Source organism: Thioalkalivibrio sp. AKL17 (genome assembly GCF_000377885.1).
Classification (GTDB): Bacteria; Pseudomonadota; Gammaproteobacteria; order Ectothiorhodospirales; family Ectothiorhodospiraceae; genus Thioalkalivibrio; species Thioalkalivibrio halophilus.
The window spans coordinates 1-21,409 of sequence record NZ_KB898766.1; the positions used below are offsets into that span (position 1 = coordinate 1).

The 21,409-nt window shown below is 68.4% G+C and carries 22 protein-coding genes; 8 read left to right on the forward strand and 14 right to left on the reverse strand.

Features of this window, described 5'->3' with window-relative positions:
- Positions 1-109: 109 nt before the first annotated feature.
- The 3 genes from D577_RS0106080 to D577_RS0106090 all read right to left on the reverse strand — a co-directional run bounded on the left by D577_RS0106080 (position 110) and on the right by D577_RS0106090 (position 3,980).
- A complete protein-coding gene (locus D577_RS0106080; protein ID WP_018946639.1) occupies positions 110-505 on the reverse strand; it encodes a prepilin-type N-terminal cleavage/methylation domain-containing protein in 396 nt (131 codons plus the stop codon).
- 130 nt (positions 506-635) lie between these two features.
- Positions 636-1,856: a type II secretion system F family protein gene (locus D577_RS0106085; RefSeq protein ID WP_018946640.1), complete on the reverse strand. Its 1,221-nt coding sequence runs from the start codon at positions 1,854-1,856 to the stop codon at positions 636-638.
- A gap of 6 nt (positions 1,857-1,862) precedes the next feature.
- Positions 1,863-3,980, reverse strand: a complete 2,118-nt coding sequence (locus D577_RS0106090; RefSeq protein WP_018946641.1) for a GspE/PulE family protein — start codon at positions 3,978-3,980, stop codon at positions 1,863-1,865.
- A gap of 187 nt (positions 3,981-4,167) precedes the next feature.
- Here D577_RS0106090 and D577_RS0106095 point away from each other — a divergent pair, with 187 nt between their 5' ends.
- From D577_RS0106095 to D577_RS14390, 4 genes are read left to right on the forward strand one after another with little or no spacing between them, the layout of a single operon-like run.
- Entirely contained in the window at positions 4,168-4,632 is a 465-nt protein-coding gene (locus D577_RS0106095) for a prepilin-type N-terminal cleavage/methylation domain-containing protein (RefSeq protein WP_026288933.1), read from the forward strand.
- Positions 4,633-5,103, forward strand: coding sequence for a prepilin-type N-terminal cleavage/methylation domain-containing protein (locus D577_RS0106100; protein WP_018946643.1), 471 nt, complete (start codon positions 4,633-4,635; stop codon positions 5,101-5,103).
- Positions 5,100-5,522: a prepilin-type N-terminal cleavage/methylation domain-containing protein gene (locus D577_RS0106105; protein ID WP_026288934.1), complete on the forward strand. Its 423-nt coding sequence runs from the start codon at positions 5,100-5,102 to the stop codon at positions 5,520-5,522. Before D577_RS0106100 ends, D577_RS0106105 begins: the two co-directional genes overlap by 4 nt.
- Positions 5,503-6,309 (forward strand): hypothetical protein, encoded by an 807-nt coding sequence (locus tag D577_RS14390; protein ID WP_018946645.1) that lies wholly within the window; start codon positions 5,503-5,505, stop codon positions 6,307-6,309. The genes D577_RS0106105 and D577_RS14390 overlap by 20 nt, the downstream gene beginning before the upstream one ends.
- Before the next feature lie 6 nt (positions 6,310-6,315).
- Here the strand turns inward: D577_RS14390 and mshL are convergent, their stop codons facing one another.
- The 7 genes from mshL to msrB all read right to left on the reverse strand — a co-directional run bounded on the left by mshL (position 6,316) and on the right by msrB (position 12,281).
- Complete coding sequence (mshL, locus tag D577_RS0106115; protein WP_018946646.1) at positions 6,316-8,001, reverse strand: pilus (MSHA type) biogenesis protein MshL; 1,686 nt, start codon at positions 7,999-8,001, stop codon at positions 6,316-6,318.
- Positions 7,998-8,420, reverse strand: coding sequence for a hypothetical protein (locus D577_RS0106120; protein WP_018946647.1), 423 nt, complete (start codon positions 8,418-8,420; stop codon positions 7,998-8,000). Before D577_RS0106120 ends, mshL begins: the two co-directional genes overlap by 4 nt.
- Entirely contained in the window at positions 8,417-9,058 is a 642-nt protein-coding gene (locus D577_RS0106125; protein WP_038036088.1) for a hypothetical protein, read from the reverse strand. The genes D577_RS0106120 and D577_RS0106125 overlap by 4 nt, the downstream gene beginning before the upstream one ends.
- Positions 9,059-9,060: 2 nt before the next feature.
- On the reverse strand, positions 9,061-9,660 hold the full coding sequence (locus D577_RS0106130) for a hypothetical protein (RefSeq protein WP_018946649.1): 600 nt from the start codon (positions 9,658-9,660) through the stop codon (positions 9,061-9,063).
- A 1-nt stretch (position 9,661) separates the two neighbouring features.
- Positions 9,662-10,573, reverse strand: a complete 912-nt coding sequence (gene pilM, locus D577_RS0106135) for a type IV pilus biogenesis protein PilM (protein WP_018946650.1) — start codon at positions 10,571-10,573, stop codon at positions 9,662-9,664.
- Positions 10,574-10,926: 353 nt separating this feature from the next.
- Positions 10,927-11,811: a rhodanese-like domain-containing protein gene (locus tag D577_RS0106140; protein WP_018946651.1), complete on the reverse strand. Its 885-nt coding sequence runs from the start codon at positions 11,809-11,811 to the stop codon at positions 10,927-10,929.
- 44 nt (positions 11,812-11,855) lie between these two features.
- A complete protein-coding gene (gene msrB, locus D577_RS0106145) occupies positions 11,856-12,281 on the reverse strand; it encodes a peptide-methionine (R)-S-oxide reductase MsrB (RefSeq protein WP_018946652.1) in 426 nt (141 codons plus the stop codon).
- A gap of 82 nt (positions 12,282-12,363) precedes the next feature.
- Here msrB and D577_RS0106150 point away from each other — a divergent pair, with 82 nt between their 5' ends.
- From D577_RS0106150 to D577_RS0106160, 3 genes are all read left to right on the forward strand, one after another.
- The gene (locus D577_RS0106150; RefSeq protein ID WP_018946653.1) at positions 12,364-13,452 is read left to right on the forward strand and encodes an EAL domain-containing protein; all 1,089 of its coding nucleotides are present in this window, start codon (positions 12,364-12,366) and stop codon (positions 13,450-13,452) included.
- 191 nt (positions 13,453-13,643) lie between these two features.
- A complete protein-coding gene (locus tag D577_RS0106155) occupies positions 13,644-15,041 on the forward strand; it encodes a glycoside hydrolase 100 family protein (RefSeq protein ID WP_018946654.1) in 1,398 nt (465 codons plus the stop codon).
- Entirely contained in the window at positions 15,038-17,218 is a 2,181-nt protein-coding gene (locus tag D577_RS0106160) for an HAD-IIB family hydrolase (protein WP_018946655.1), read from the forward strand. Before D577_RS0106155 ends, D577_RS0106160 begins: the two co-directional genes overlap by 4 nt.
- Before the next feature lie 2 nt (positions 17,219-17,220).
- Here the strand turns inward: D577_RS0106160 and D577_RS0106165 are convergent, their stop codons facing one another.
- Complete coding sequence (locus tag D577_RS0106165) at positions 17,221-17,982, reverse strand: sulfite exporter TauE/SafE family protein (RefSeq protein ID WP_018946656.1); 762 nt, start codon at positions 17,980-17,982, stop codon at positions 17,221-17,223.
- A gap of 16 nt (positions 17,983-17,998) precedes the next feature.
- Between D577_RS0106165 and D577_RS0106170 the strand changes: the two genes are divergently transcribed.
- Positions 17,999-18,646, forward strand: a complete 648-nt coding sequence (locus tag D577_RS0106170; RefSeq protein ID WP_018946657.1) for a DUF4124 domain-containing protein — start codon at positions 17,999-18,001, stop codon at positions 18,644-18,646.
- Between the two features lie 33 nt (positions 18,647-18,679).
- Here the strand turns inward: D577_RS0106170 and argB are convergent, their stop codons facing one another.
- The 3 genes from argB to coaBC all read right to left on the reverse strand — a co-directional run bounded on the left by argB (position 18,680) and on the right by coaBC (position 21,338).
- On the reverse strand, positions 18,680-19,543 hold the full coding sequence (gene argB / locus D577_RS0106175) for an acetylglutamate kinase (RefSeq protein ID WP_018946658.1): 864 nt from the start codon (positions 19,541-19,543) through the stop codon (positions 18,680-18,682).
- Between the two features lie 73 nt (positions 19,544-19,616).
- The gene (dut, locus tag D577_RS0106180; RefSeq protein WP_018946659.1) at positions 19,617-20,078 is read right to left on the reverse strand and encodes a dUTP diphosphatase; all 462 of its coding nucleotides are present in this window, start codon (positions 20,076-20,078) and stop codon (positions 19,617-19,619) included.
- Between the two features lie 3 nt (positions 20,079-20,081).
- On the reverse strand, positions 20,082-21,338 hold the full coding sequence (gene coaBC, locus D577_RS0106185) for a bifunctional phosphopantothenoylcysteine decarboxylase/phosphopantothenate--cysteine ligase CoaBC (RefSeq protein WP_018946660.1): 1,257 nt from the start codon (positions 21,336-21,338) through the stop codon (positions 20,082-20,084).
- Positions 21,339-21,409 lie beyond the last annotated feature (71 nt).

Below are 21,409 nucleotides of genomic sequence, written 5' to 3' on the forward strand. Positions count from 1 at the left end.
GGGTCGGTCCCGGCCGTCGGGGCAGCGGTTGGGCTTGATCGGCCAGGGGGCTGGCCTCCTACGGGGGTTGGGAAACGGTAGGAGACCGGCCCCGGTGGGGTAAAGCCGTTCAGGGCGCTGCAGTCACGCCGCAGTCGTCGATCGGGTCGCCGATGTCACCGGAGGAAGCGGTGGTCAGACTGAAGGCTTCTCCGGACCCGTCAGCCGCGATGTTGAACTGACTGCCATCCCAGTCGTCGACCAGGCCCGTTGCATCGCCACATGCAGTGATCGTTACACACTGATCGTTCTCCATCGCGCAGGCCCCGACGTTGATCGTGTTGGCCGAACTCAGGTTGCTGGCCTGGGCCTGGAGCGTGCGCTCTTCGGCCTCGTCGGAAAAATCGATGAAGCGCGGGGCGGCGACGGCGGCCAGTACGCCGATGATGATCAGCACGATGACCAGTTCGATCAGGGTAAAGCCGCGGGAATGGCGGGCCTGCGAAAGGCGGGCGGGGTTATGCATGGTGCTTCTCCCTGGAAAAATGTCCTTGCATGGGCAGCGCGGCGGTCTCCGCACCGTTCGTTCATTGGAAAGCTAACATCGAATGTGACGCAGTTCCAGAAATCGACTTGACACGCATCAACAGTCCCGGTCAAAGGGCTGCGCCGGCCAGGTCCCACATGGGCAGGAAGATCGCAAGCGCGAGCACCAGCACCATCGCGCCCACGATGCTGATGAGGATCGGCTCGAGGGCGCTGGAGAGGTTCTTCAGTTCGTAGTCGACCTCCTGCTCGTAGAAGCGGGCGACCTCCTCCATCATGTCGTCGACCTGGCCGGTCTCCTCGCCGACCGCGATCATCTGCAGCACCAGCGGGGTGAACAGGCCGGTGCCGGCGGCCGCCTGGCCCAGGGACTCGCCGCGCTCCAGGGCCTCGCGCATGTGGACCACGCGATCGGCGACCCAGGCGTTGTCCACGGCGCGGCCGATGGAGTCCAGGCCCTCCAGGATTGGCACGCCGGAGCGTGTGGCCATGGTCAGGGCGCGGGCGAAACGCGCCAGCAGGGCCCGTTCCAGGATGGACCCGATCACCGGCAGGCGCAGCTTGATCCGGTCCCACCACAGGCGGCCGTCACCGCTGCGGGTGTACTGGCGGAACCCGAGGACCGCGGCCACCATGCCCCCGAGCATCCACGCCCAGTAGTCCAGGGTGAACGCCGAGGTGGCCATCAGGATGCGGGTGGGCAGCGGCAGCTCGGCATCGAAGCGCTCGAACATGCCGGCGAAGGCGGGGATGACCACCACGTTGATGATCGCAATGGCGGCGAGGATGGCGGTCAGCACGAAGATCGGGTAGCGGGTGGCCTGCTTGATCTGCTGGCGGGTCTCGCGTTCGCGTTCCAGGTAGAAGCTGAGCTGCTCGAAGGTCTCTTCCATGCGCCCGGTGTCCTCGCCCATGCGCACCATGTTGATCAGCAGCGCGGGGAAGACGGCGGAATGCTCGCGCATGGCCGCGTGTAGTTCACGGCCGGCCTCCAGCGATTCGGCGATGCCGCGCAGGGCGGCGGAGAGGCGGGCGTTGTGGGTGGTCTCGGCGATGCCCTGCAGCCCCCGGACGATGGGCACGCCGGCGCGGGTCAGGCTGTGCATCTGACGACAGAAGAGTTCCAGATCCTCGTGGCGCGGGCGCCCGCCCCGCATGCGCAGGCCCGCGCCTGTCCCTTCGCCGGAGGGATCGGTGACCGATTCGATCCCTACCGGCGGGGTGCCGCCGGCGTTCAGCCGCCGGGCCAGTGCGGCGGCGTTCTCCGCCTCTGCCCGTCCGCTTTCGGTGCGGCCGTCCGGCGTACGGATGCGGTAGTCGAACAGGGGCATGGCGGCTCACTCCCGCAGCGGGGCGTCCGGCAGGACCAGGCCCGGATCGTCGTCGCCGAAGTCGGGGCCTTCCTCGGTCGGCGGGGCCGGGGTGTCCGTCTCCGGTTCCGTGCCCTGCGCGGCCCCCGTGGCCCCCGGGTTGCCGATGTCATCATCCAGGCGGGCGGATTCGCCGGCGATGCGCAGCACCTCGTCCAGCGGGATCAGTCCCTGGCGGGCATAGTCCAGGGCCACCTGCCCCAGCGGGCGGAAACCGCGCGCCAGGCGCGCGGCGTCGGCGAAGCCCTGATGGTCGTTGGTGCGCAGCGCGGCGGCCATGTCGCCGTCGATTTCCAGCAGTTCGTAGATGCCGATCCGGCCGGAAACCCCGGTGTTGTTGCAGCGGTTGCAGCCGGTGCCGCGCTGCCAGCGCGCGGGGGCCTGCGGGCGGTCGTCCAGCGGTTCCAGCGCGGCCAGCATGCGCGGGTCCGGTTCGTGGGGCTCGGCGCACTCCGGGCAGACCCGGCGCGCCAGGCGCTGGGCCAGCACGCCGATGACCGAGGGCGCCAGCAGGTACCCTTCCACGCCCATGTCCAGCAGGCGGATAGGAGTGGAGATGGCGTCGTTGGTGTGCAGTGTGGACAGCACCAGATGGCCGGTGAGCGCCGCGCGTACGCCGATCTCCGCGGTCTCCTGGTCGCGCATCTCGCCGACCAGCACGATGTCCGGGTCCTGGCGCAGGGCGGTGCGCAGGACGCGGGGGAAGTCCAGCCCGATACGCGCGTTCACCTGCACCTGGCAGATCCGGGGCAGGCGATATTCCACCGGGTCCTCGACGGTGATGATCTTCTTCTCCGGATCGTTGAGCTCGCGCAGGGCGGAGTACAGCGTGGTGGTCTTGCCGGAACCGGTGGGGCCGGTTACCAGGATCACCCCGTGCGGGTCGCGCAGCAGGCGCCGCAGCGGTTCCAGCACGTGCTCCGGCATGCCCAGGCTGTCCAGTGACAGCACGCCGGTGGACTGGTCGAGCAGGCGCATGACCACGGATTCGCCGTTCTGCAGCGGCAGGGTGGACACGCGGACGTCGATGGAACGGTCGCGCACGCGGATGTTGAAGCGGCCGTCCTGTGGCAGGCGCCGCTCGGAGATGTTGAGCCCGGCCATGATCTTCAGGCGCGAGACCAGGGCCCCGGCGATCTGGCGCTCCTTGAACTCGTGTTCGTGCAGCACGCCGTCGATGCGCTGGCGCACGCGCAGCACCCGGTCGTCGGGTTCGATGTGGATGTCCGAGGCGCCGGTCTGGATGGCGTCCTCGAACAGGGTCTGCAGCAGGCGGACCACCGGGGCGTCCACCTTCATCTCCGCCTCCACCAGCTGGTCGAGGTCGTAGTCGCTGCGCGAGAGCTCCTCGGACAGCTCCTCGGCGACCCGCGAGATCGCCTCGGTATGGCGGAAGACCCGGTCCAGGGTGGCCAGCAGGTCGTCTTCGGCGACCACCGCGATCTGCGGGCGCTGGCCGAGCTGGCGGGTGATTTCGTCCTGGGCGAACAGGTCGGTGGGATCGGCCATGGCCACCAGGATGCCGTCGCGACCCTCGGACAAGGGCAGGGCGCGCAGGCGTCGAGCCAGGGTCTCGGGAAGCTTGCGCGCGACTTCCGGGTCGAACTGGTAGCGCCGCAGGTCGACCTGCGGGACCTGCAGCTGGTCGGCCAGCACCTCGACGATCCGGTGACGGTCGACCAGTTCCATGTCCACCAGCACCTGCCCCAGCTTGCGTCCGCTCTCCTTCTGCCGCTTGAGCGCCTGTTCCAGCTGGCTCTCGTCGATGTACCCGTAGTCGATCAGCAGATCACCGATGCGGATGCGGCGCATCTGTTCCTGCAGCGCCCCGGCAATGTCCTCCTGGGTGCAAAGACCCATGTCCGTGAGGACACGCCCCAGCTTGCGGCCGGAATCGCGCTGTTCGTCCAGGGCCTGCTGCAGCTGTTCCTCGGTGATGACCCCGGTATCGACCAGGGTCTCGCCCAGGCTGCGCGTGCGGCGAGGGGCCGGCGCCCTGGTCGCCGCTCCGGTGTCGGAGGGCGTGTCGGATTCGCGGGGCGGCCGGTCCTGGTCGCCGGATTCCGGCTTGCGGAAAAAACGCATGGAGCTTCCTCGTAAGGCCGCCCGGTGCGGCATTGGGACGGCGAATCCGTGACAGGTTGCCCAAACCCGGGCGCTGCGACAACCTTGCGGTCTCCCGGGAGTGACCTCCTCCGTGGCCTCCGGCGTGCGCGCCTGTCGGCTATTCTCCTGTTATATTCCGAGATATCCGTCGCAATTCGAGTCTTGCATGAGCCCGCGTCCGCCGCCCGCCCCGATGGCCGGATTCACCCTGTTCGAGCTGGTGCTCGTGCTGCTGGTGCTCGGCGTGCTGGCCGTGGTGGCCATCCCGCGGATCCCGGCCGGCTTGCTGGGGTCCGCGCCCGACCTGCAGGCCGCGGAGGACCAGCTGGTCGGCGATCTGCGCCAGGCGCGCGCCGGAGCCATGGTCTGCGGGCATAACCGGGCCGTGGCGGTGGATTTCAACGGGGGGCAGTGGACCATGGACGGCGCCCGTAACTGTCTGGTCGCCAGCCTGAGCGGCCCGCGCAATATCTCGGGCGTGTCCGTCTCGGGTTCCGGCTTCGAGTTTCGCTATCCCTTCGGTGCGCTGGATCCGGACGCTGACGTGCCTCTGAGCCTCGCCGGTGGCGGGGAATCGCGCACGGTTTGTGTGCGGGCGCTCACCGGGGCCGTCGAACGAGGGGGGTGCTGAATGATCGATCGACCGGGGACCGGAGCGCGCGCCGCCGGACATCGCTTCCGCGGCCTGACCCTGATCGAGCTCGTGGTGGCGCTGGTGATCATCGCGGTGGCGATGGCCGGGCTGGCCGGGACCTTCGCCCTGCTGACCGGCGTGGCGGGCACCGAGGACGCGGAGCAGTACGCGCGCGAGGCACGCGGCTGCGGCGAGGCCCTGCTGGCGGTCCACGATGGACCGGGGCTGGATCTGCAGACGCAGTGCGGAATCAGCGATGACCCGGATGCCTGGGCCGAGGAGGATTCCGCGGGGGCCGACGTGCTGGCCGGCGCCTGTCGGGACGACGTGGACCTGGAGGTTTCATGTCGGGTGATACCCGCGGCGGATGTCCCGGAGGACAACCCGCTCAGCCAGGTCGAGATCCGCCGGGCCGGCGGCGGCATGCCCGTGCTGTTCCTGCAGTTCCCGCGCGAGGACGATGGATGATGCGCCGCCGCGGGTTCACGCTGCTGGAGCTGGTGCTGGTGCTGATCATCCTCGGGGTGATCGGCGTGGCCGCCGCGCGCTTCCTGGGCGGGGCCGTGGAGGCGATCTTCGTCACGCGCGAGCTGACCGATACCCAGATGGAGTCCGGAGCGGCGCTGGATCGTATGGCGCGGGATCTTCGCGGAGCAGTGAGCGTGGATGATTGCGCGGCAGGTTCTTTGACCCTCAATGGCGGCGACCTCGAATACGTGCGAACCAACGGGCGGCTGGAGCTGAACGGCGTGCTGCTGGCGGGCACCCCCGAGGATCCTGTGGACCGGTTCGACTGCACGCCGACCGATGTCGGCCGCCTGTACGCCCTGGAACTGGAGACCGAGAGTGGCTATGTCGCGCAGACCCATGCCTATCACCGGCGCTGAAAACGCGCCCGCGATCCCGCGCGGCCAGCGCGGCAGCCTGCTGCTGGTGGCCCTGCTGCTGGTGGTGCTGGTGGCCGCCATCGCCGTGGGGGCCGCGTCGCTGGTGGGTTCCGGTGCGGCCACCGGCGCCGACCGCGTGCTGGGGGAAAAGGCCCTGTTCGCGGCCCAGAGCGGGATCCTGCGCATCAGCGAGGGCGGGCTTTCGTGTGACGAGGCCCCGTCCGGGGCCGGGGAAGGGGCATGGTTTTACTGCACCCCGCCCGGCGACGCCGGATGCGGGGGGGACAATCGTTCCCGGGTGCGCGGCTGGGCCGGCGCCGAAGTCGAGGAAGATGCCCCCGCCGTGCACAACATCTGCGTAAACCTCGCTGCGGCCGGAGGCGCGGGTCCGCCCTCCGAATGCGCCGAGGACCATGAGGATGCAGGTGAATGGGACTGTGCATTTGATGACGATGACATTGATCCGGGACAAGGTGGTGCCACGTTTCAGAACATGTATGTGGGCGAGAACGTGCGGCTGACAGGGGTCGGGAACTGGACCATTGAAGGCGAGGTATGTCTTGCTGATGGCGTATCCCTGCAAGGGACACCTGATTTCAGAGGGAACGTGTACTGGGAGTCGGCGGAAGACACCAGCGGGCAGGCTCGCGACTACGACGCCTGCGTCTACGTAGCGGGTGCGCTGGATGAAGATCTCAGCAGCGATGACTGTGACGGGGAGTCGACGCTGGATGCCTGGTGCCCCCATGCCGAAGAAGGCGGCTCCGGCTGGGGGTATTCCGACTGAGGGTTGTTACATCTCCAGGGTGCGGTGGTCCACGCCTTCCCAGTCGCGCATACGCTCGCGGCTGCGCCGGATCTCGTCTTCCCAGGCCTCGCCGTCGTCGTCGACCACCACGGGGCGCAGCAGGATGACCAGTTCGTTCTTGCGCTGCTCCTGGCGGGTGTGGCGGAACAGGCCCCCCAGTACCGGCAGGTCGCTCAGCAGGGGCGTGCTGGCGATGATCTCCTCGGTGGTGTCCTGCATCAGCCCGCCGATCACGATGACCTGACCGTTCTCGGCGCGCACCACGCTGTCCGATTCGCGGATGGACGAGCTGGCCAGCGGGAACGAGTATTCCCGGCCGTCGAAGCGGAAGCTGGTGACCTGTTCGCGCACCTCGCTGACGCTCGGCTGGACGTGGAGGATGACGTCGCCGCTGCCGGCGACCTGGGGCGTGACGTCCAGGGCCACGCCGTCGAACAGCGGGGAGAACGTGGGATCCGGAAGCAGGCGGTCGGTGCGGGCGTCGCCGGTCCCCGTGCTCTCGGTACGCAGCTGGAAATCGGTGATGTAGGTGCTGTCGTCCCCGACCTTGATCACCGCCTTCTGGTTGTTGACGGTGGAGACCCGCGGGCTGGACAGGACGGTGAGGTCCCCCTGGGTTTCCAGCAGGTCGAGAAAGGCGTTGAACCCGGTACCGCTGTAGGCCGCGGTCAGGATACCGCCCAGGGCCTCGAACTGGCCTCCGGTGACCTCGCCGATGGTCCCGATGTCGCCCTCGATCGGCGTCCGCCGCGAATCCGCCAGGGATCCGGGGCTGGCCTGCCCGATCCGCAGTTCGCCGCCGGCGATCTGGTTGAGGCGTGACCAGTTGATCCCGGCCTCGAATTCCGATCCGAGCGCCACTTCGACGATCTTGGCCTCGAGGATGACCTGACGCTGCGCGGATTCCTGCACGGCGTCGAGGAACCCGGCCACGTCGCGGAGTTCGTCCGGGCGCGCACGCACGGCGATCACGCCAGTGTTGGGGCTGGCCACCACCCGGCGGCCCTCGCGGTCGTTGCCTTCTTCGCCCAGCACCAGCATCTCCAGGGAGTCACGCAGGTCACCCCAGAAATGCGATTCGGAACTGGTGCGGATGGTCGTCCCCGAGGTCTCCGGCTCGTCCTCGTCGGCGGCGAGCTGTCCGGCGCTGACTTGCAGACCGGTCTGACCCTCGCGGTTGACGTTCAGGTAGTCCACGAAAAAGGTGCGGGTCTGCAGGCCGGCGGGCCCGACGCGAAAGGTGGAGCCGCGGCGGGTGATCGCGTAGCCGTGGGTCTCCTCGACGATCTCCAGGATCTCCGGCACGGTCACGGCATTGAGCTGCAGGCTGATGCGGCCCTCCACGTCGGGGTGCACGACCATGCCGTAGGCGGTGTCCTCCACCAGCGTGTAGAAGAATCCGCGGGCCTCGGCATCCTCCACGCGCAGGTCGAACACCGGCTCGTCGGGGGGGATGTCGGGCTCCGCGAGCGGCGGCTCCCCGGTGTCGCGGGCCGCCGGTTCCGGGGGCGGTGTCGGGATGGGCCGGGGCACCGGCCGTTCCATGTCCTCCAGGCTCTGCTGGGTGCGATCGCGTGCATCCGAGCCCAGTTCGCCGGGGGCGGCGCAGCCGCCGAGGAAGGCGATGGCGGGGGTGAGCAGCAGCCAGGGCAGGGCCGGGAGCCGGATCATGGGTGTCTCCTGAGTTCCATTTCGACAGGGGGGGTAACGGACAGACGGTGCTCTTCGCCATCGGTGGTGCGAACCACGATACCCCGGGGTTCGATGTGCAGGATCTCGGCGCGGTCGACCGTATCGCCGATATGCACCTCACTCTCGCGGCCATCCGGGTCTTGAACCCGGGCCACGTTCCGGTCGCCCTGCAGCCGCACCATGATGACACGGAGCTCCGCGAGGCGGGTGTCGGGTTCTTCGCGGGCTTCGGCGGCGTCGGGAGCGGGGTCCGGGACGGCAGCCGGCTCGGGCGCGGTGAGTACTGCGGGCAGTCGGGTGGGGTCGGCCAGTTCTTCCGCCACAGCGGAAGAGGCCCCCCAGGCCGGGAAAAGCCCGCAGGCGAGGATCGCCGGCATCAGGAGGGAGCACCGATTCATGGCGTGTCCTCCAGCCCGTCCAGGTCCATGGCGTCCATTGCTAGGCGCAGCCGGGGCGTGCCATCCACCAGGGTCAGTTCGGTGTCGCCCCACAGCCACAGCACCGGCATTGCCTCCAGATGGCGTATGTAACGCAGGAGGCTCAGGTAGTCGCCGGTCATCGCCAGCTCGATGCGGTGGCTGCGGATGCGGATGCCGGAATCCTCTCCGCGCGTCATGGTTTCGGGACTGCGGCGAACCAGGGTGTCCAGCCGGATGTTCCCGCGCTCCGCCAGCAGTTCGCGCAGCAGTCGTGCGGTGCGGTCGGGGCCGAGGAGATCCTGCGCGGCGGTCTGCAGGCGCTGTTCGATCTCCGCAGCCTGTTCCCGTGCCTCGCGTTCGCGTTGCCGGAACATCTGCAGCGGGTCGTCCTGTACGGCGATCTCGCCGGTCTGTTCCAGCAGGGTCCGGGTGTCGGTACGGGTCTGTTCGATGCGCTCGTCGAGCTCTGCCAGGCGCTGCTCCTGAGGGACCACCGCGAACTGAAAGATCAGCAGGAACGGCGTCAGCAGCACGGCGCCGTAAAGCAGCAGGCGTTCGCGCCCGGAGAGCGCGCGAACGCGTGTATCCAGCGACTCCAGGGCGGCTGCGACGGGCATCTTCAACGGGGTGTCCTCCCGGGCCGGAAGACGAACCTCAGCGTGTCTTCCCCGGCGTGCAGTTCGAACTCGGGCTCGCCCTCGTGTGCGCCCGTTTCTCCGAGTACTTCCAGATAGGGCGGCAGGTCATCGGCCCGCAGGGCGCGGCCCTCGATCGCGAGTTCGCCGGTGTCGCCGTCGATATGCATGCGCTCGATCCAGATGTTCGTGGCCTCGGGGCGGGCCGCCGCCCGGGCCAGACCGGTCAGGGGTTCCGCCGGGGCGGAGGCACGGGCCTGGTCCAGACGGGCCTGCAGCAGCGCCTCGGCTTCCGCCAGTTGTTCGCGGCGAAGTTCGGCCCGTTCCGCGGCGGCCTGTTCCGAACGAACCTCGGGTGTGTCGCGCAGGTCCCGGAGTTCCATCAGGCGTTCCTCGGCCGCCTGCTGTTCTGCGCGTGCCGAGGCCAGCTCCTCGGCGCGTTCCTGTGCCGCCCGGTATTCCACTGTCCACAGGAACAGACCCAGCAGCAGCGAGACCGCGAACAGGAGCAGCAGGCGCCAACGCGGTGGCCATTCGCGGCGGAGGTCGAGTTCTTCCCGATACAGGTCGAGGCTCTGGTGCATGTCAGCCGCCTCCGGCAGCGTTTTCCGGGGGCGGGGCGGGAGATGGCCCCGGTGGGCCGAACGCCGCGCCCAGTGCGCGGGCGCAGCCGGCTCCGCCTGCCGGCAGGCCCTCCGCAAAGCGGCTCAGCGGGATCCAGCGGGCTTCCATCCGGAGCTGGCTGCTCAGGTAACCGAGGGCCTCGTCCTCCACCGGCATGTCCCCCATCACCGCCAGGTTCCGGATCGGCGGCAGGGCGAAGTGGCCGTCGTAGTAGTCCAGCGCACGCTGGATCTCCAGCAGCAGCGTGTCCGGGCCGCCAGCGCCGTCGTCATCGATGGCCACGTCCACGTGCCGCGCCACGAACAGGTGGGTGCCGTACACCAGCAGGATGGTGGCGGAGCGGGCTCGCGCGTACAGGAGCACCAGGCCGCTGACTGCCTCGGGCAGTCGTGCCGCAAGATTGCGCAGGGCGAGTTCCGGGAGCCCGACGCTGGCCACGCGCAGGCCGGCCCGGCGCACCGAGTGAATGGCCCGGCGCACGTGGTCCGCCGGGGCTACGGCCGCGAACACCATGGGTTTTCCGTGGTGGCTGACCCCGTCGCCCATCGGGCAGAAATCGATGACCGCGTGGGTGACGTCGAAGTCGACCAGGTCCGCGACCTGCCAGCGGATCGCTTCGCGCCGTTCTGCTTCCGGGACATCGGGCTGCTCCGTGGGCAACAGACGGAAGGTCCCCTCGTCCAGGACGAGATGCGCGGAATGGCGGCCCAGCCGCTGGCGGCGGACGGTCTGTTCCAGGGCGTCCGGGTCCTCGTGGGTGTCGCAGTACGCCGCATCCGGTTCGACCCGCGCGAGCCCGAAGCCCCGGTCGTGGCAGGCAAGACCCAGGCATCGGGGGGTGCGGTCCCGGAAGCGGCCGAGCAGTCCTTTCATGTGTGGGTGTCCGATCGGGTAATGGGCCCGTTGCGCCGGTCGCGGACGGCGACTGGCCACAATTATGTGACGCAGTTTGCAGTATTTCGAGGGTGCTTGTCTTCCCTGCGGGCCGGGATCCCGGGGCGGATCGGCAGGAGGCCAGCCCCCCGGCCGATGTCGGCGGTGGGCCGGTCCCGGTCGTCGGGGCATCGGTTGGGCCGGATCGGCGAGGGGGCTCGCCTCCTACAAGGGGGGTGTCGATGGGTGCCCGGTTGGTAGGAGGCCGGCCCTCCGGCCGATGTCGGCGGTGGGCCGGCCCCCGGTCGTCGGGGCACCGGATGGCCTGGTCGGTGCGCTACCCGGAAGCGGGGCTATTGCAGCACTTCCTCCTGGAAGCCCTTGAAACCGCCTTCCATGAAGTAGTAATCCTCGATCCCGTATTCTTCCAGGGTGTACTGGAACGCCTTGATTTCGTGCCCGGTGATGTCATACACGAGCAGCGGGGCGTCGGAGTCGCGGGCCTGTTCCAGGTAATCCTCCAGGGCTTCGGTGTCCCCCGCCGGGATGTTGGTCTCGGAATTGAGGAACAGACCGACCTGGTCCTGTTCGAACGGGCGCCGGATGTCCAGCACCCGGGCATTGTCGCGCTGCGCGCGCTCGGAGAACTCCATCGGCGGCAACAGGCGCTCGCGGAATTCGTTGAAATCGATCAGATCGGCCCGTTCGATCGGCGCCTCCCCGAACAGGGCGGTGTCCTCGGGGTAATTCTCGGCCCAGTCGAAGATGCCGTAATCCATGGCCATGGCGTCGTCGAAGCCGGCGGCCTTCATGCGTTCCACGGCCTGGTAGCTCATGAAGCAGGTATGGCCCCGGCAGTAGAAGGCGACCGGCTTGTCCGGGTCCTCTTCGTGGATCTCGAGCACCTTGTCGACGAAGTCCTCGTCGTCGATGCTCACGTGCCGTGCGCCGTCGATACGCAGGGTGTCGTATTCGTAGCGCGTGCGTACGTCGATGACGTGGATCTCGTCGCGGGCGTATTTCGCCGCCAGTTCCTCGAGATCCAGGGCGTCCACGTAGAAATAGATGGAGCGTCCCGGCGGTTCGTACCCCTCGGCCTCGGGATCGAGTTCCATGTCACCGGGCTCTGCGGTGTCTCCGGTGCTGGCGGCAGCCTGACCGGAGAGTGCCAGCAGGCCGGCGGAGAACAGGGCGAGAGTAAGGCGAGAGGGCTTGAAAAACATGGCGAACTGCTCCATGAAAGGTCGACTGCTCCCACTCTAGACACTTCAGCGTGTGGTTTCTACTCCGGGCCGTTTCCTTTGCGTGGCTGGAATGCCAGGACCGCGGAATTGATGCAGTAGCGCAGTCCCGTGGGCGGCGGACCGTCCGGAAAGACATGCCCCAGGTGCGAGTCGCAGGCGGCGCAGCGTACTTCGGTCCGTTCCATGCCCAGCGAGGCGTCGCGGTGTTCGGAAACGGCCTCGGCGGTGACCGGCGCGGTGTAGCTGGGCCACCCGCTGCCGGAATCGAATTTCGTCGTGCTGTCGAACAGCGCAGCGCCGCACACCGCGCAGTGATAACGACCGGAGGCCTTGTGGTCGTGGTATTCGCCGGTGAACGGCGGCTCGGTGCCCGCCTGGCGGGCGATGCGATACTGCTCCGGGGTGAGGCGCCGGCGCAGTTCGTCTTCGTCGACGGGGGTGTCGGGATGCGGGTGGTCGGTCATGTCGGTGCCTCCGCGGAAATTAGTGTTATCTTGCGAGCCGGTTCCACCAGCGAAGCGAATGGCCACGGGCGAGGAGACCATATTGAGCTGTCCGGACTGTGAACGCATCAACGTCCTTCCGACCGGTGCGGGGACTCTCTACCTTGCGCCGGTGCTGGCGCATACCCGTGCCACTCTGCGCCAGCGGCTGATCGAGGAGCGCTTCCCCTGCAGCGAACCGGCTTCGGGGATCCTGGCGGTGGCCGTGGATCCGGAGCACGACCTGGGGGCGACCCTGTCGCGTCTCGACGAGGCCCTGAGCCATTCGGAGCAGAACGGGTGCCGCGCGACCTTCGTCCCCGACGGCGAACGCTTCGGCGTGGAGCACCTGCAGGATACGCATCTGCTGTCCACGCTGATCGCCCGGCACAATGCGCGCGATCTGGCGGCCATACTCGCCAGCGATGCCCTGGACTTTCATTTTCAGCCCATCGTGCATGCGGCCCGGCCGGATCAGGTGTTCGCCTGGGAGGCGCTGGTGCGGGCCAGCTCGCCGGCGGGGGGGGTGATCCCGCCGAACATCCTGTTCGATCAGGCACGGGCGGCGGAGATGATGTTCCATCTCGATCGCGCGGCGCGTATCAATGCGATCCGCCGTGCGACCGAGCGCGGAATCCGCGACCAGCTGTTCATCAACTTCAATCCCACCGCGATCTACGACCCGGCGTTCTGCCTCGAAACGACGGTGCGCGAGATCCGCGGCATCGCACCGGATGTACCCGCCCCCGCGGGCTTCGTGTTCGAGGTGATCGAGAGTGACCAGATTACCGACACCGAACACCTGCGGCGCATTATCGATCGCTATCGCAACGCCGGTTTCCGGGTCGCCCTGGATGATCTCGGCGCGGGCTATGCGTCGCTCAACCTGCTGTCGCAGCTGCGACCGGACTTCGTGAAGATCGACCGCGAGCTGGTCCGCGGCATCGACGCCGACGAATATCAGCAGAAGATCCTCGGCAAGATCATCGAACTGGCGCGCGAGCTGGACATCCGTATCGTGGCCGAAGGGGTCGAGACTGCGGGTGAATGGCGCTGGCTGCGTGATCGGGTCGATTACTGTCAGGGCTTTCTGTTCGCGCGCCCGGCGGCCGAGCCACCGGCACCGGTGCATCCCGATCCCGAGGTGCCGTAGGAGGCCGGCCCTCTCGCCGATCAGGCCCATCCGGTGCCTCGACGGCTGAGGCCGACCTCCCGCCGACATCGGCCGGAGGGCCGGCCTCCTACGGGGTGTCGATGGGTGTCCGCTCGGCAGGGGGCCGACCTCCTGCGGGTTGTGGAGGCGTCCATGTGCACATTGGACCGGGCTTCACTAAACTGAGGACCATGACGACTCTGCCGCATGATGCCCGCAATCCCACGCTGGAAGCGGCCGCCCAGCTGCTGCGCGATGCCGAGGTGCGCTATCAGGGGCGCACCGTTGGCACGGTGGCCAGCCTCGACAGCCGCGCCCCGGCGGAAAACTATGCCGACTGCTTCATCCGCGACTTCGTGCCATCCGGGCTGGTGTATCTGCTGCACGACGAACCCGAGGTGGTGCGCGATTTCCTCGGCCTGATCCTGCGCATCCGCGATACCCAGGAGGAGATCGAGGGTCACCGGCGCCTGCCGCGGGTGATGCCGGCCAGCTTCCGCGTGGTGACCGACCCGAAGGGGCGCGAGACCCTGGCCGCCGATTTTGGTGACCGCGCGATCGGCCGCGTGGCTCCGGTAGACTCGATGATGTGGTGGGTGCTGCTGGCGCGGGCCTACCAGAACCGGACCGGTGACCACGAGTTCATCAAGTCGCCGGACGTGCAGCGCGGCATCCGGTTGATCCTCAGCATCTGCCTGCAGGACCGCTTCGAGGTCTTCCCGACCCTGCTGGTGCCGGACGGCAGTTTCATGATCGACCGGCGCATGGGGGTCTACGGGCATCCGCTGGAGATCCAGGCGCTGTTCTACGGCATGCTCAAGGCCGCGCTGGCGATGCTGGAGCCCTGCGATACCGATTCCGAGCAGCTGTGTGAACAGTCCGCGATCCGTGCCCGCCAGCTGGCCGACTATATCCGCCACTACTACTGGCTGGACCTGGAGCGGCTGAACGCCATCCATCGCTATCGCACCGAGCATTTCGGCCACGAATCCGAGAACGCGCTCAACATCTATCCCGAGAGCATCCCCGACTGGCTGGTGGACTGGATCCCCTCGGAGAGTGGTTATCTGGTCGGCAACCTGGGGCCGGGGCGCATGGATTTCCGTTTCTTCAGTTTCGGCAATCTGCTGGCGGTGCTGTTCGGGCTGGCGGACGAACACGAGTCACGCCTGATCATGCAGACCTTCGAGCAGCGGTTCGAGGACCTGATCGGTACCATGCCGGTCAAGATCTGCTACCCCGCGATGATGGGCGAGGAATGGCGCCTGCTCACCGGGTCCGACCCGAAGAATACCCCCTGGTCGTATCACAACGGCGGCAACTGGCCGGCGCTGCTGTGGGCCTTTACCGGGGCGGCGATGCGCGTCGGGCGGCCGGATCTCGCCCGCAGCGTGCATGCGGTGGCGGCCGAGCGGCTCCACCGGGATGACTGGCCGGAATACTATGACGGGCGCCATGGCCGCCTGATCGGGCGCCGGGCGAACTATCGCCAGACCTGGTCGGCGACCGCGGTGCTGCTGTCCCAGGCGATGATCGATAACCCCGAAACCCTGTCACTGTTCGACAGTCCGGAGCCGGAGACCCCATGAAAAAGACTCAGAGCAAGGCCCGTCAGGGCGAAGGCCTTTATCTTGTTCTGATCAGCGTGCATGGCCTCATCCGGGGCGAAAACCTGGAACTCGGACGCGACGCCGATACCGGCGGCCAGACCCTTTACGTGGTCGAGCTTGCCCGCGCCCTGGCGCGGCACCCGCAGGTGGGGCGGGTGGACCTGCTGACCCGGCGCGTGGTCGACAGCCGGGTCGACGATGACTATGCCGAACCGGTGGAGGATCTGGGCGATGGTGCCCATATCGTGCGCCTGGACAGCGGCCCGAAGCGCTACCTGCGCAAGGAAAAGCTCTGGCCGTATCTCGACTGCTTCGCCGACAACGCCCTGGCGCACATCCGGCGGGTCGGGCTGCGCCCGGACGTGATCCACGGTCATTATGCCGATGCCGGGCAAGTCGCGGTGCGGCTGTCCAATCTGCTGGGCGTGCCCATGCTGCAGACCGGGCACTCGCTGGGGCGGGTCAAGCGGGAGCGCCTGCGCGAGAGCGGCCTGTCCGAGAAGGACATCGAATCACGCTACAACATCTCCACCCGTATCCATGCCGAGGAGGAGGCCCTGGCGCACGCCCACCGGGTGATCGCCAGCACCCGCCAGGAGGTGGACGAGCAGTACGCCACCTACGACAACTACCAGCCCGAGCGCATGGAGGTGATCCCGCCGGGGACCGACCTCGAACGCTTCCACCCGCCGAAACGCGGTGAGCGCAAACCGCCGATCTGGCCCGAGATCCGGCGTTTCCTGCAAAAGCCCGACCGGCCGCTGATCATGGCGCTGTCGCGCGCCGACGAGCGCAAGAACATCCGCGGCCTGGTGGATGCCTATGCCGGTAACGAATGGCTGCGCGAGAACGCCAATCTGCTGATCGTGGCCGGTAACCGCGACGACATCCGCGATCTGGAAAAGGGCGCGCGTGAGGTCCTGACCGATCTCCTGCTGCGCATCGACCGCCACGACCTGTATGGCAAGGTGGCCTGTCCCAAGCACCACGGATCGGATGACGTGCCGGATCTCTATCGCCTGGTCGCGTCCACCCGCGGGGTGTTCGTGAACCCGGCGCTGACCGAGCCGTTCGGCCTGACCCTGATCGAGGCGGCGGCCAGCGGTGCGCCCATCGTGGCCACCAACGACGGCGGCCCGGAGGAGATTATCTCGCGCTGCCACAACGGACTGCTGATCGACCCGCAGGATCCCGAAGGCATCGCCGACGCCATCCAGGCGATCCTGGCCGACCGGCCGCGCTGGCAGCGCTACTCGCGGGACGGGCTCAAGGGCGTGCGCAAGCACTATTCCTGGGACGGCCATGCGGAGAAATACGTTCGCCTGCTGCGCTCGCTGTCGCGCGAGGTGCGCCAGGTGCGGCACGAACAGCGCCAGGTATCCGGCCGGCTGGCGAACGTGGACCGCGCGGTGATTACCGATATCGACAACACCCTGCTGGGCGACACGAAGGCGACCCGGGCCTTTGTCGCCTGGCTGCGGCGCAACCGCAAGCGGGTCGCCTTCGGCGTGGCCACCGGGCGCCGCATCGATTCCGCCGCCGCGGTGCTGGAGGAACACGGCGTGCCGATGCCCGACGTCTGGATCACCTCGGTGGGCAGCGAGATCCACTACGGGTCCGAACAGACCCCGGATCGTGGCTGGGCCCGGCATATCAGCCATCGCTGGGAACCCGATCGCCTGCGCGAGGAACTGGACGGCGAGCCCGGGCTGGTGCCCCAGCCGGACATTGACCAGCGCTCGCACAAGGTCAGCTATTTCGTCGAACCGCCCGGCACCCTCGACGTGGAAACCATCGAGACCCGGTTGTACCGGGCCGATCTGCATGCCCACGTGATCTATTCCCACGAGCGCTTCCTGGATCTGCTGCCGGTGCGGGCCTCCAAGGGCCTGGCGGTGCGCTACTTCGCCGACAAGTGGGGCATCCCGCTGGAGCATGTACTGGTCGCCGGCGATTCGGGCAACGACGAGGACATGCTGCGCGGGCGCCTGCTGGGCGTGGTGGTGGGTAACCACCAGCCCGAACTGCAGTCTCTGCGTGGCTTCAAGCGGATCTGCTTTGCCCGCGCCACGCACGCGCGCGGCATCCTCGAGGGGATCGAGCACTTCGATCTGCTCAATCGCTGCGATGTCCCCACGGGTGACGGCAGCGGCTGAGGTTACGGGACTGGCAGCAGCAGTGCGATGCCGGTGAGGACCGTGACCACCTCGAACGCGCGTTTGACCAGGCGGTTGCCGTAGCGGATCGCCAGCGTGGCGCCCAGATAGCCGCCGATGAAGCTGCCCACCAGCAGCGCCGGCAGCCAGTCCCACTGCACCGTGCCGAAGGTGCCCAGCATCAGCGCGCCGGCACCATTCCACACCAGACCCACCAGGACCATGGTGTAGCCGACGGCCTCGGTGTAGCTCATGCCGTACCAGCGCACCAGCCACAGCGTGACCATCAGGCCGGTGCCCGAGGCCAGCGAACCGTTGAGGATGCCGATCACGAACAGCCCGGCGGCACCGATCAGCGCGTGATTGAGGCTGTCGGAGGTGATCCGGCGCGTCTGTCCCAGCTGCGGGCGCCGCCAGGAATACCAGCCCAGGGCGACGGTCAGCAGGCCCAGGGCGATCTCCCCGGCGCGTGGCGGGATCTCCAGCACCAGCCAGGCCCCCAGCAGTACGCCCGGTACGCCGGCCCCCAGGATGACCCCTAGTCGAGCCGGGGAAAATGTGCTTTCCTTCACATGTCGCAGGCCAGCGCCCGCCCCCAGGGCCACCGTGGCGATCTTGTGAGTCGCCAGGGCCACCGGGTAGGGCAGGCCGAGGAAGATCAGGGCCGGGAGCTGCAAGAGCCCCGCGCCGCCGCCCGCCAGCGCGGAGAAGCCGTTGGCGATGAGGGCCACGAGCGCGAGCCCGAGATGCTCGAGGATGGACATGAGAGTAAGCGGACCAATGTACGGGAACGGGATGGGTGTCGGGGTGCTGCTCGGCGCGCTGGTCATGCTGCTGGCCATGCCGGTGGCACCGGCGGTGGCCGGCGACATCCATCGCTGGGTGGATGATGACGGCACGGTGCATTTCTCGAACACCCCGCAGCCGGAGGCCAGCGACCGCGAGCGGCAAGTGTACGACCGCCAGGGCTTCGTGCGCGAGGTGGTGCCGGCCCCGCCCACCGCCGAGGAACGCGAGGCCGTGGCCGAGGAACGCCGGCGCGCCGAGCAGGCGCAGGAGTCGGGTGAGGGTAATGCCAGCAGCCAGGCGGCCCGCAAGCGCCAGCTGGAGCGGGCCTACGATTCGCTCGACGAGATCGAACGCCAGCGTGAACGGCGTGTACAGGCGCTGGAGAACAACATCCGCCTGAGTGAACGTCAGGCCGAGCGGCTGGAGCGTGAGCGGGACCGCATCGAGGAACAGAAGAGCCGCAATCGGGATGATCCCGGCCTCCAGCAGCGCTATTCCAGCGAGCTGGAGGACGTTCGCGGGCGTCTGGAGCGCGAACGTTCCTACCTGGATCGCCAGCAGGCCCGTATCGACGATATGAACGTGCAGTTCGACGCGGACGCCGAGGATTTCCGCGAGCTGGTCCTGGAGGAGGACTGAGCGCACCCCGCCGCGCCGTGCCCGGGCGGCGGGTCAGCGGCTGATCAGGGTGCCCACGCCCTCGTCGGTCAGCAGTTCCAGCAGGACCGCGTGTTCCACCCGGCCGTCGACGATGTGGGTGGCGTTCACGCCGCTGCGCACCGCATCCAGGGCACAGCGGATCTTGGGGATCATGCCGCCATGGATGGTCCCGTCACGGATCATCTCGTCCACCTGCGGCGCGGCGAGCTTCGGCAGCAGCGTGCCGGCGCCGTCCAGCACCCCGGGGGTGTTGGTCAGCAGGAACAGCTTCTCCGCGTCCAGCACTACCGCGAGCTTTTCCGCCGCGGTATCGGCGTTGATGTTGTAGGCGCGCCCCTCGCGGTCGAAGCCGATGGGGGCGATCACCGGGATGAAGCTGCTGTGGTCGAGGGTATGCACGATGGCCGGATCCACGCCTTCCACCTGACCGACATGGCCCAGATCCACGTCGGGATCCTCGCCGCGCAGCGGCGTGGCGCGGATCATCTGCCCGTCCTTGCCGGTCAGGCCCACCGCGCGGCCGCCGTAACGGTTGATCAGGGACACGATCTCCTGGTTGACGATCCCGCCGAGGACCATCTGCACCACGTCCATGGTCTCGCGGTCGGTCACCCGCAGGCCGTCGACGAACTCCGATTTCTTGCCGAGGCGGTCCAGCAGGTCACCGATCTGCGGGCCTCCACCATGGACCACCACCGGGTTTACGCCCACCTGCTTGAGCAGCACGATGTCGCGCGCGAAGCTCGCCTTCAGGTGGTCCTCGGTCATCGCGTTGCCGCCGTACTTGATGACGATGGTCTTGCCTGCGAAACGCTGGATGTAGGGCAGCGCCTCGATCAGGACATGGGCGACGGAATGGGCGGTGTCGGTGTCCATGGCTGGGGGTCCGGTTGACGTTCGGGGGCGGAGTTTATCACCCGGCGCGGGGCCGCGGTGCGGGCGAACGGCGTCAGCGCTGGCCGGATGAACCGAAGCCGCCGGCACCGCGCTCGCTTTGCTCGAAGTCATCCACCACGCGGAACCGCGGCTGCAGTACCGGCACGATGACCAGCTGCGCGATGCGGTCGCCGACGTCGATGGAGATCGGTGCATCACTGCGGTTCCAGGCGGAGACCATCAGCGGGCCCTGGTAGTCGGCGTCGATCAGTCCGACCAGGTTGCCCAGCACCAGGCCCTTCTTGTGGCCCAGGCCCGAGCGCGGGAGGATCATGCCGGCGTAGCCCGGGTCGGCGATGTGCACCGCCAGTCCGGTGGGCAGCAGCTCGGCTTCGCCGGGGGCCAGGTTCAGCGGTTCTTCCAGCATGGCGCGCAGATCCACGCCGGCGGAGCCCTCGGTGGCGGGCGCGGGAAGCGGGAAGTCCGTGCCCATGCGCGGATCAAGGACCTTCAGATCGATTTCCGGGGCGGGCATGCGTCAGTTTCCTTGGGTCGGAGAGGGGTTGGCCGGGTGCGTCTGCAGGCGCTCGGCGATCAGGTTGATCAGTTCGCGGGCCAGGCGGTCCTTGGGCTGGCGTGGCAGTTCGCGTTCGCCGTCGGGCCACAGGCACAGCAGGCTGTTGTCGCCGTGGCCGAAGCCCCGGCCGCCGTCCACGCGGTTGGCGGCGACCAGATCCAGGCCCTTGGCGACGAGCTTGTCGCGGGCGTATTCCCGCAGATTGCCGGTCTCGGCGGCGAATCCGACCAGCAGCGGCCGCGCTGCAAGTCCGTCGACCCGCCGGGCGACGTCGGCGAGGATGTCCGGGGTGCGTTCCAGTTCCAGCGTCAGGTCTTCGCGGGTCTTTTTCAGCTTCTGCGCGGCCGGGGTGGCGGGCCGGTAGTCGGCCACCGCGGCGGTGGCGATGAACACCTCCGTGCCGTCCAGCGCCTCCAGTACGGCCGCATGCATCTCCGCCGCCGTTTCCACCGCATGCGCCTGCACGCCGGGCGGTACCGCCAGCTCGCAGGGTCCGTGCACCAGGGTGACCCGGGCGCCGGCATCGCGCGCGGCGGCGGCCACGGCAAACCCCATGCGTCCGGAGCTGCGGTTGCCGAGGTAGCGCACCGGGTCCACCGGTTCGCGGGTCGGCCCGGCGGTGATCAGGATACGGCGGCCCTGCAGCGGGCCGGGGGTTGTATCCAGCAGGGCGGAAGTAATGTTCGCCGGTTCCGCCATGCGTCCGGCGCCCTGCTCGCCACAGGCCTGCTCGCCGCTGTCCGGCCCGACGAACCGCACGCCGCGCTCGCGCAGGGTGGTGTGGTTGGCACGGGTCGCCGGGTGCTCCCACATGCGGTGGTTCATCGCCGGGGCCAGGGTGACCGGGGCGGTGGTGGCCAGCAGCAGGGTGGTCAGCAGGTCGTCGGCCAGCCCCTGGGCCATGCGCGCCATCAGGTCCGCGCTGGCGGGGGCGACCACGATGTGGTCGGCCCAGCGCGCCAGGGCGATGTGGTCCATCCCGGATTCCGCTTCGGCGTCCAGCAGATGGGTGCGCACCGGCTCGCCGGACAGCGCCTGGAAGGTCAGCGGGGTGACGAAGGCCTGCGCCCCCGCGGTCATCACCACGCGCACCGCGCAGCCGCGGCGGCGCAGTTCGCGCACCAGCTCGCAGGCCTTGTACGCCGCGATGCCGCCGCTGACCCCCACCAGGATGCGTGGCCCGCCGGAGTCCCCGTCGCTGCAGGTCGTTTGGTTCATCGGGGAGATTCTAACAGCGGGCCCGCCGTCGCGGCTTGCGCGCGTCGGGCGGGCGGGGCAGGATCGAACCG

Excerpts from the sequence above, each read along its gene's own strand:
- D577_RS0106080 (WP_018946639.1), bottom strand. The coding sequence starts at position 505 with ATGCATAACCCCGCCCGCCTTTCGCAGGCCCGCCATTCCCGCGGCTTT.
- D577_RS0106085 (WP_018946640.1), bottom strand. The coding sequence starts at position 1,856 with ATGCCCCTGTTCGACTACCGCATCCGTACGCCGGACGGCCGCACCGAA.
- D577_RS0106090 (WP_018946641.1), bottom strand. The coding sequence starts at position 3,980 with ATGCGTTTTTTCCGCAAGCCGGAATCCGGCGACCAGGACCGGCCGCCC.
- D577_RS0106095 (WP_026288933.1), top strand. The coding sequence starts at position 4,168 with ATGAGCCCGCGTCCGCCGCCCGCCCCGATGGCCGGATTCACCCTGTTC.
- D577_RS0106100 (WP_018946643.1), top strand. The coding sequence starts at position 4,633 with ATGATCGATCGACCGGGGACCGGAGCGCGCGCCGCCGGACATCGCTTC.
- D577_RS0106105 (WP_026288934.1), top strand. The coding sequence starts at position 5,100 with ATGATGCGCCGCCGCGGGTTCACGCTGCTGGAGCTGGTGCTGGTGCTG.
- D577_RS14390 (WP_018946645.1), top strand. The coding sequence starts at position 5,503 with ATGCCTATCACCGGCGCTGAAAACGCGCCCGCGATCCCGCGCGGCCAG.
- mshL (WP_018946646.1), bottom strand. The coding sequence starts at position 8,001 with ATGATCCGGCTCCCGGCCCTGCCCTGGCTGCTGCTCACCCCCGCCATC.
- D577_RS0106120 (WP_018946647.1), bottom strand. The coding sequence starts at position 8,420 with ATGAATCGGTGCTCCCTCCTGATGCCGGCGATCCTCGCCTGCGGGCTT.
- D577_RS0106125 (WP_038036088.1), bottom strand. The coding sequence starts at position 9,058 with ATGCCCGTCGCAGCCGCCCTGGAGTCGCTGGATACACGCGTTCGCGCG.
- D577_RS0106130 (WP_018946649.1), bottom strand. The coding sequence starts at position 9,660 with ATGCACCAGAGCCTCGACCTGTATCGGGAAGAACTCGACCTCCGCCGC.
- pilM (WP_018946650.1), bottom strand. The coding sequence starts at position 10,573 with ATGAAAGGACTGCTCGGCCGCTTCCGGGACCGCACCCCCCGATGCCTG.
- D577_RS0106140 (WP_018946651.1), bottom strand. The coding sequence starts at position 11,811 with ATGGAGCAGTTCGCCATGTTTTTCAAGCCCTCTCGCCTTACTCTCGCC.
- msrB (WP_018946652.1), bottom strand. The coding sequence starts at position 12,281 with ATGACCGACCACCCGCATCCCGACACCCCCGTCGACGAAGACGAACTG.
- D577_RS0106155 (WP_018946654.1), top strand. The coding sequence starts at position 13,644 with ATGACGACTCTGCCGCATGATGCCCGCAATCCCACGCTGGAAGCGGCC.
- D577_RS0106160 (WP_018946655.1), top strand. The coding sequence starts at position 15,038 with ATGAAAAAGACTCAGAGCAAGGCCCGTCAGGGCGAAGGCCTTTATCTT.
- D577_RS0106165 (WP_018946656.1), bottom strand. The coding sequence starts at position 17,982 with ATGTCCATCCTCGAGCATCTCGGGCTCGCGCTCGTGGCCCTCATCGCC.
- D577_RS0106170 (WP_018946657.1), top strand. The coding sequence starts at position 17,999 with ATGTACGGGAACGGGATGGGTGTCGGGGTGCTGCTCGGCGCGCTGGTC.
- argB (WP_018946658.1), bottom strand. The coding sequence starts at position 19,543 with ATGGACACCGACACCGCCCATTCCGTCGCCCATGTCCTGATCGAGGCG.
- dut (WP_018946659.1), bottom strand. The coding sequence starts at position 20,078 with ATGCCCGCCCCGGAAATCGATCTGAAGGTCCTTGATCCGCGCATGGGC.
- coaBC (WP_018946660.1), bottom strand. The coding sequence starts at position 21,338 with ATGAACCAAACGACCTGCAGCGACGGGGACTCCGGCGGGCCACGCATC.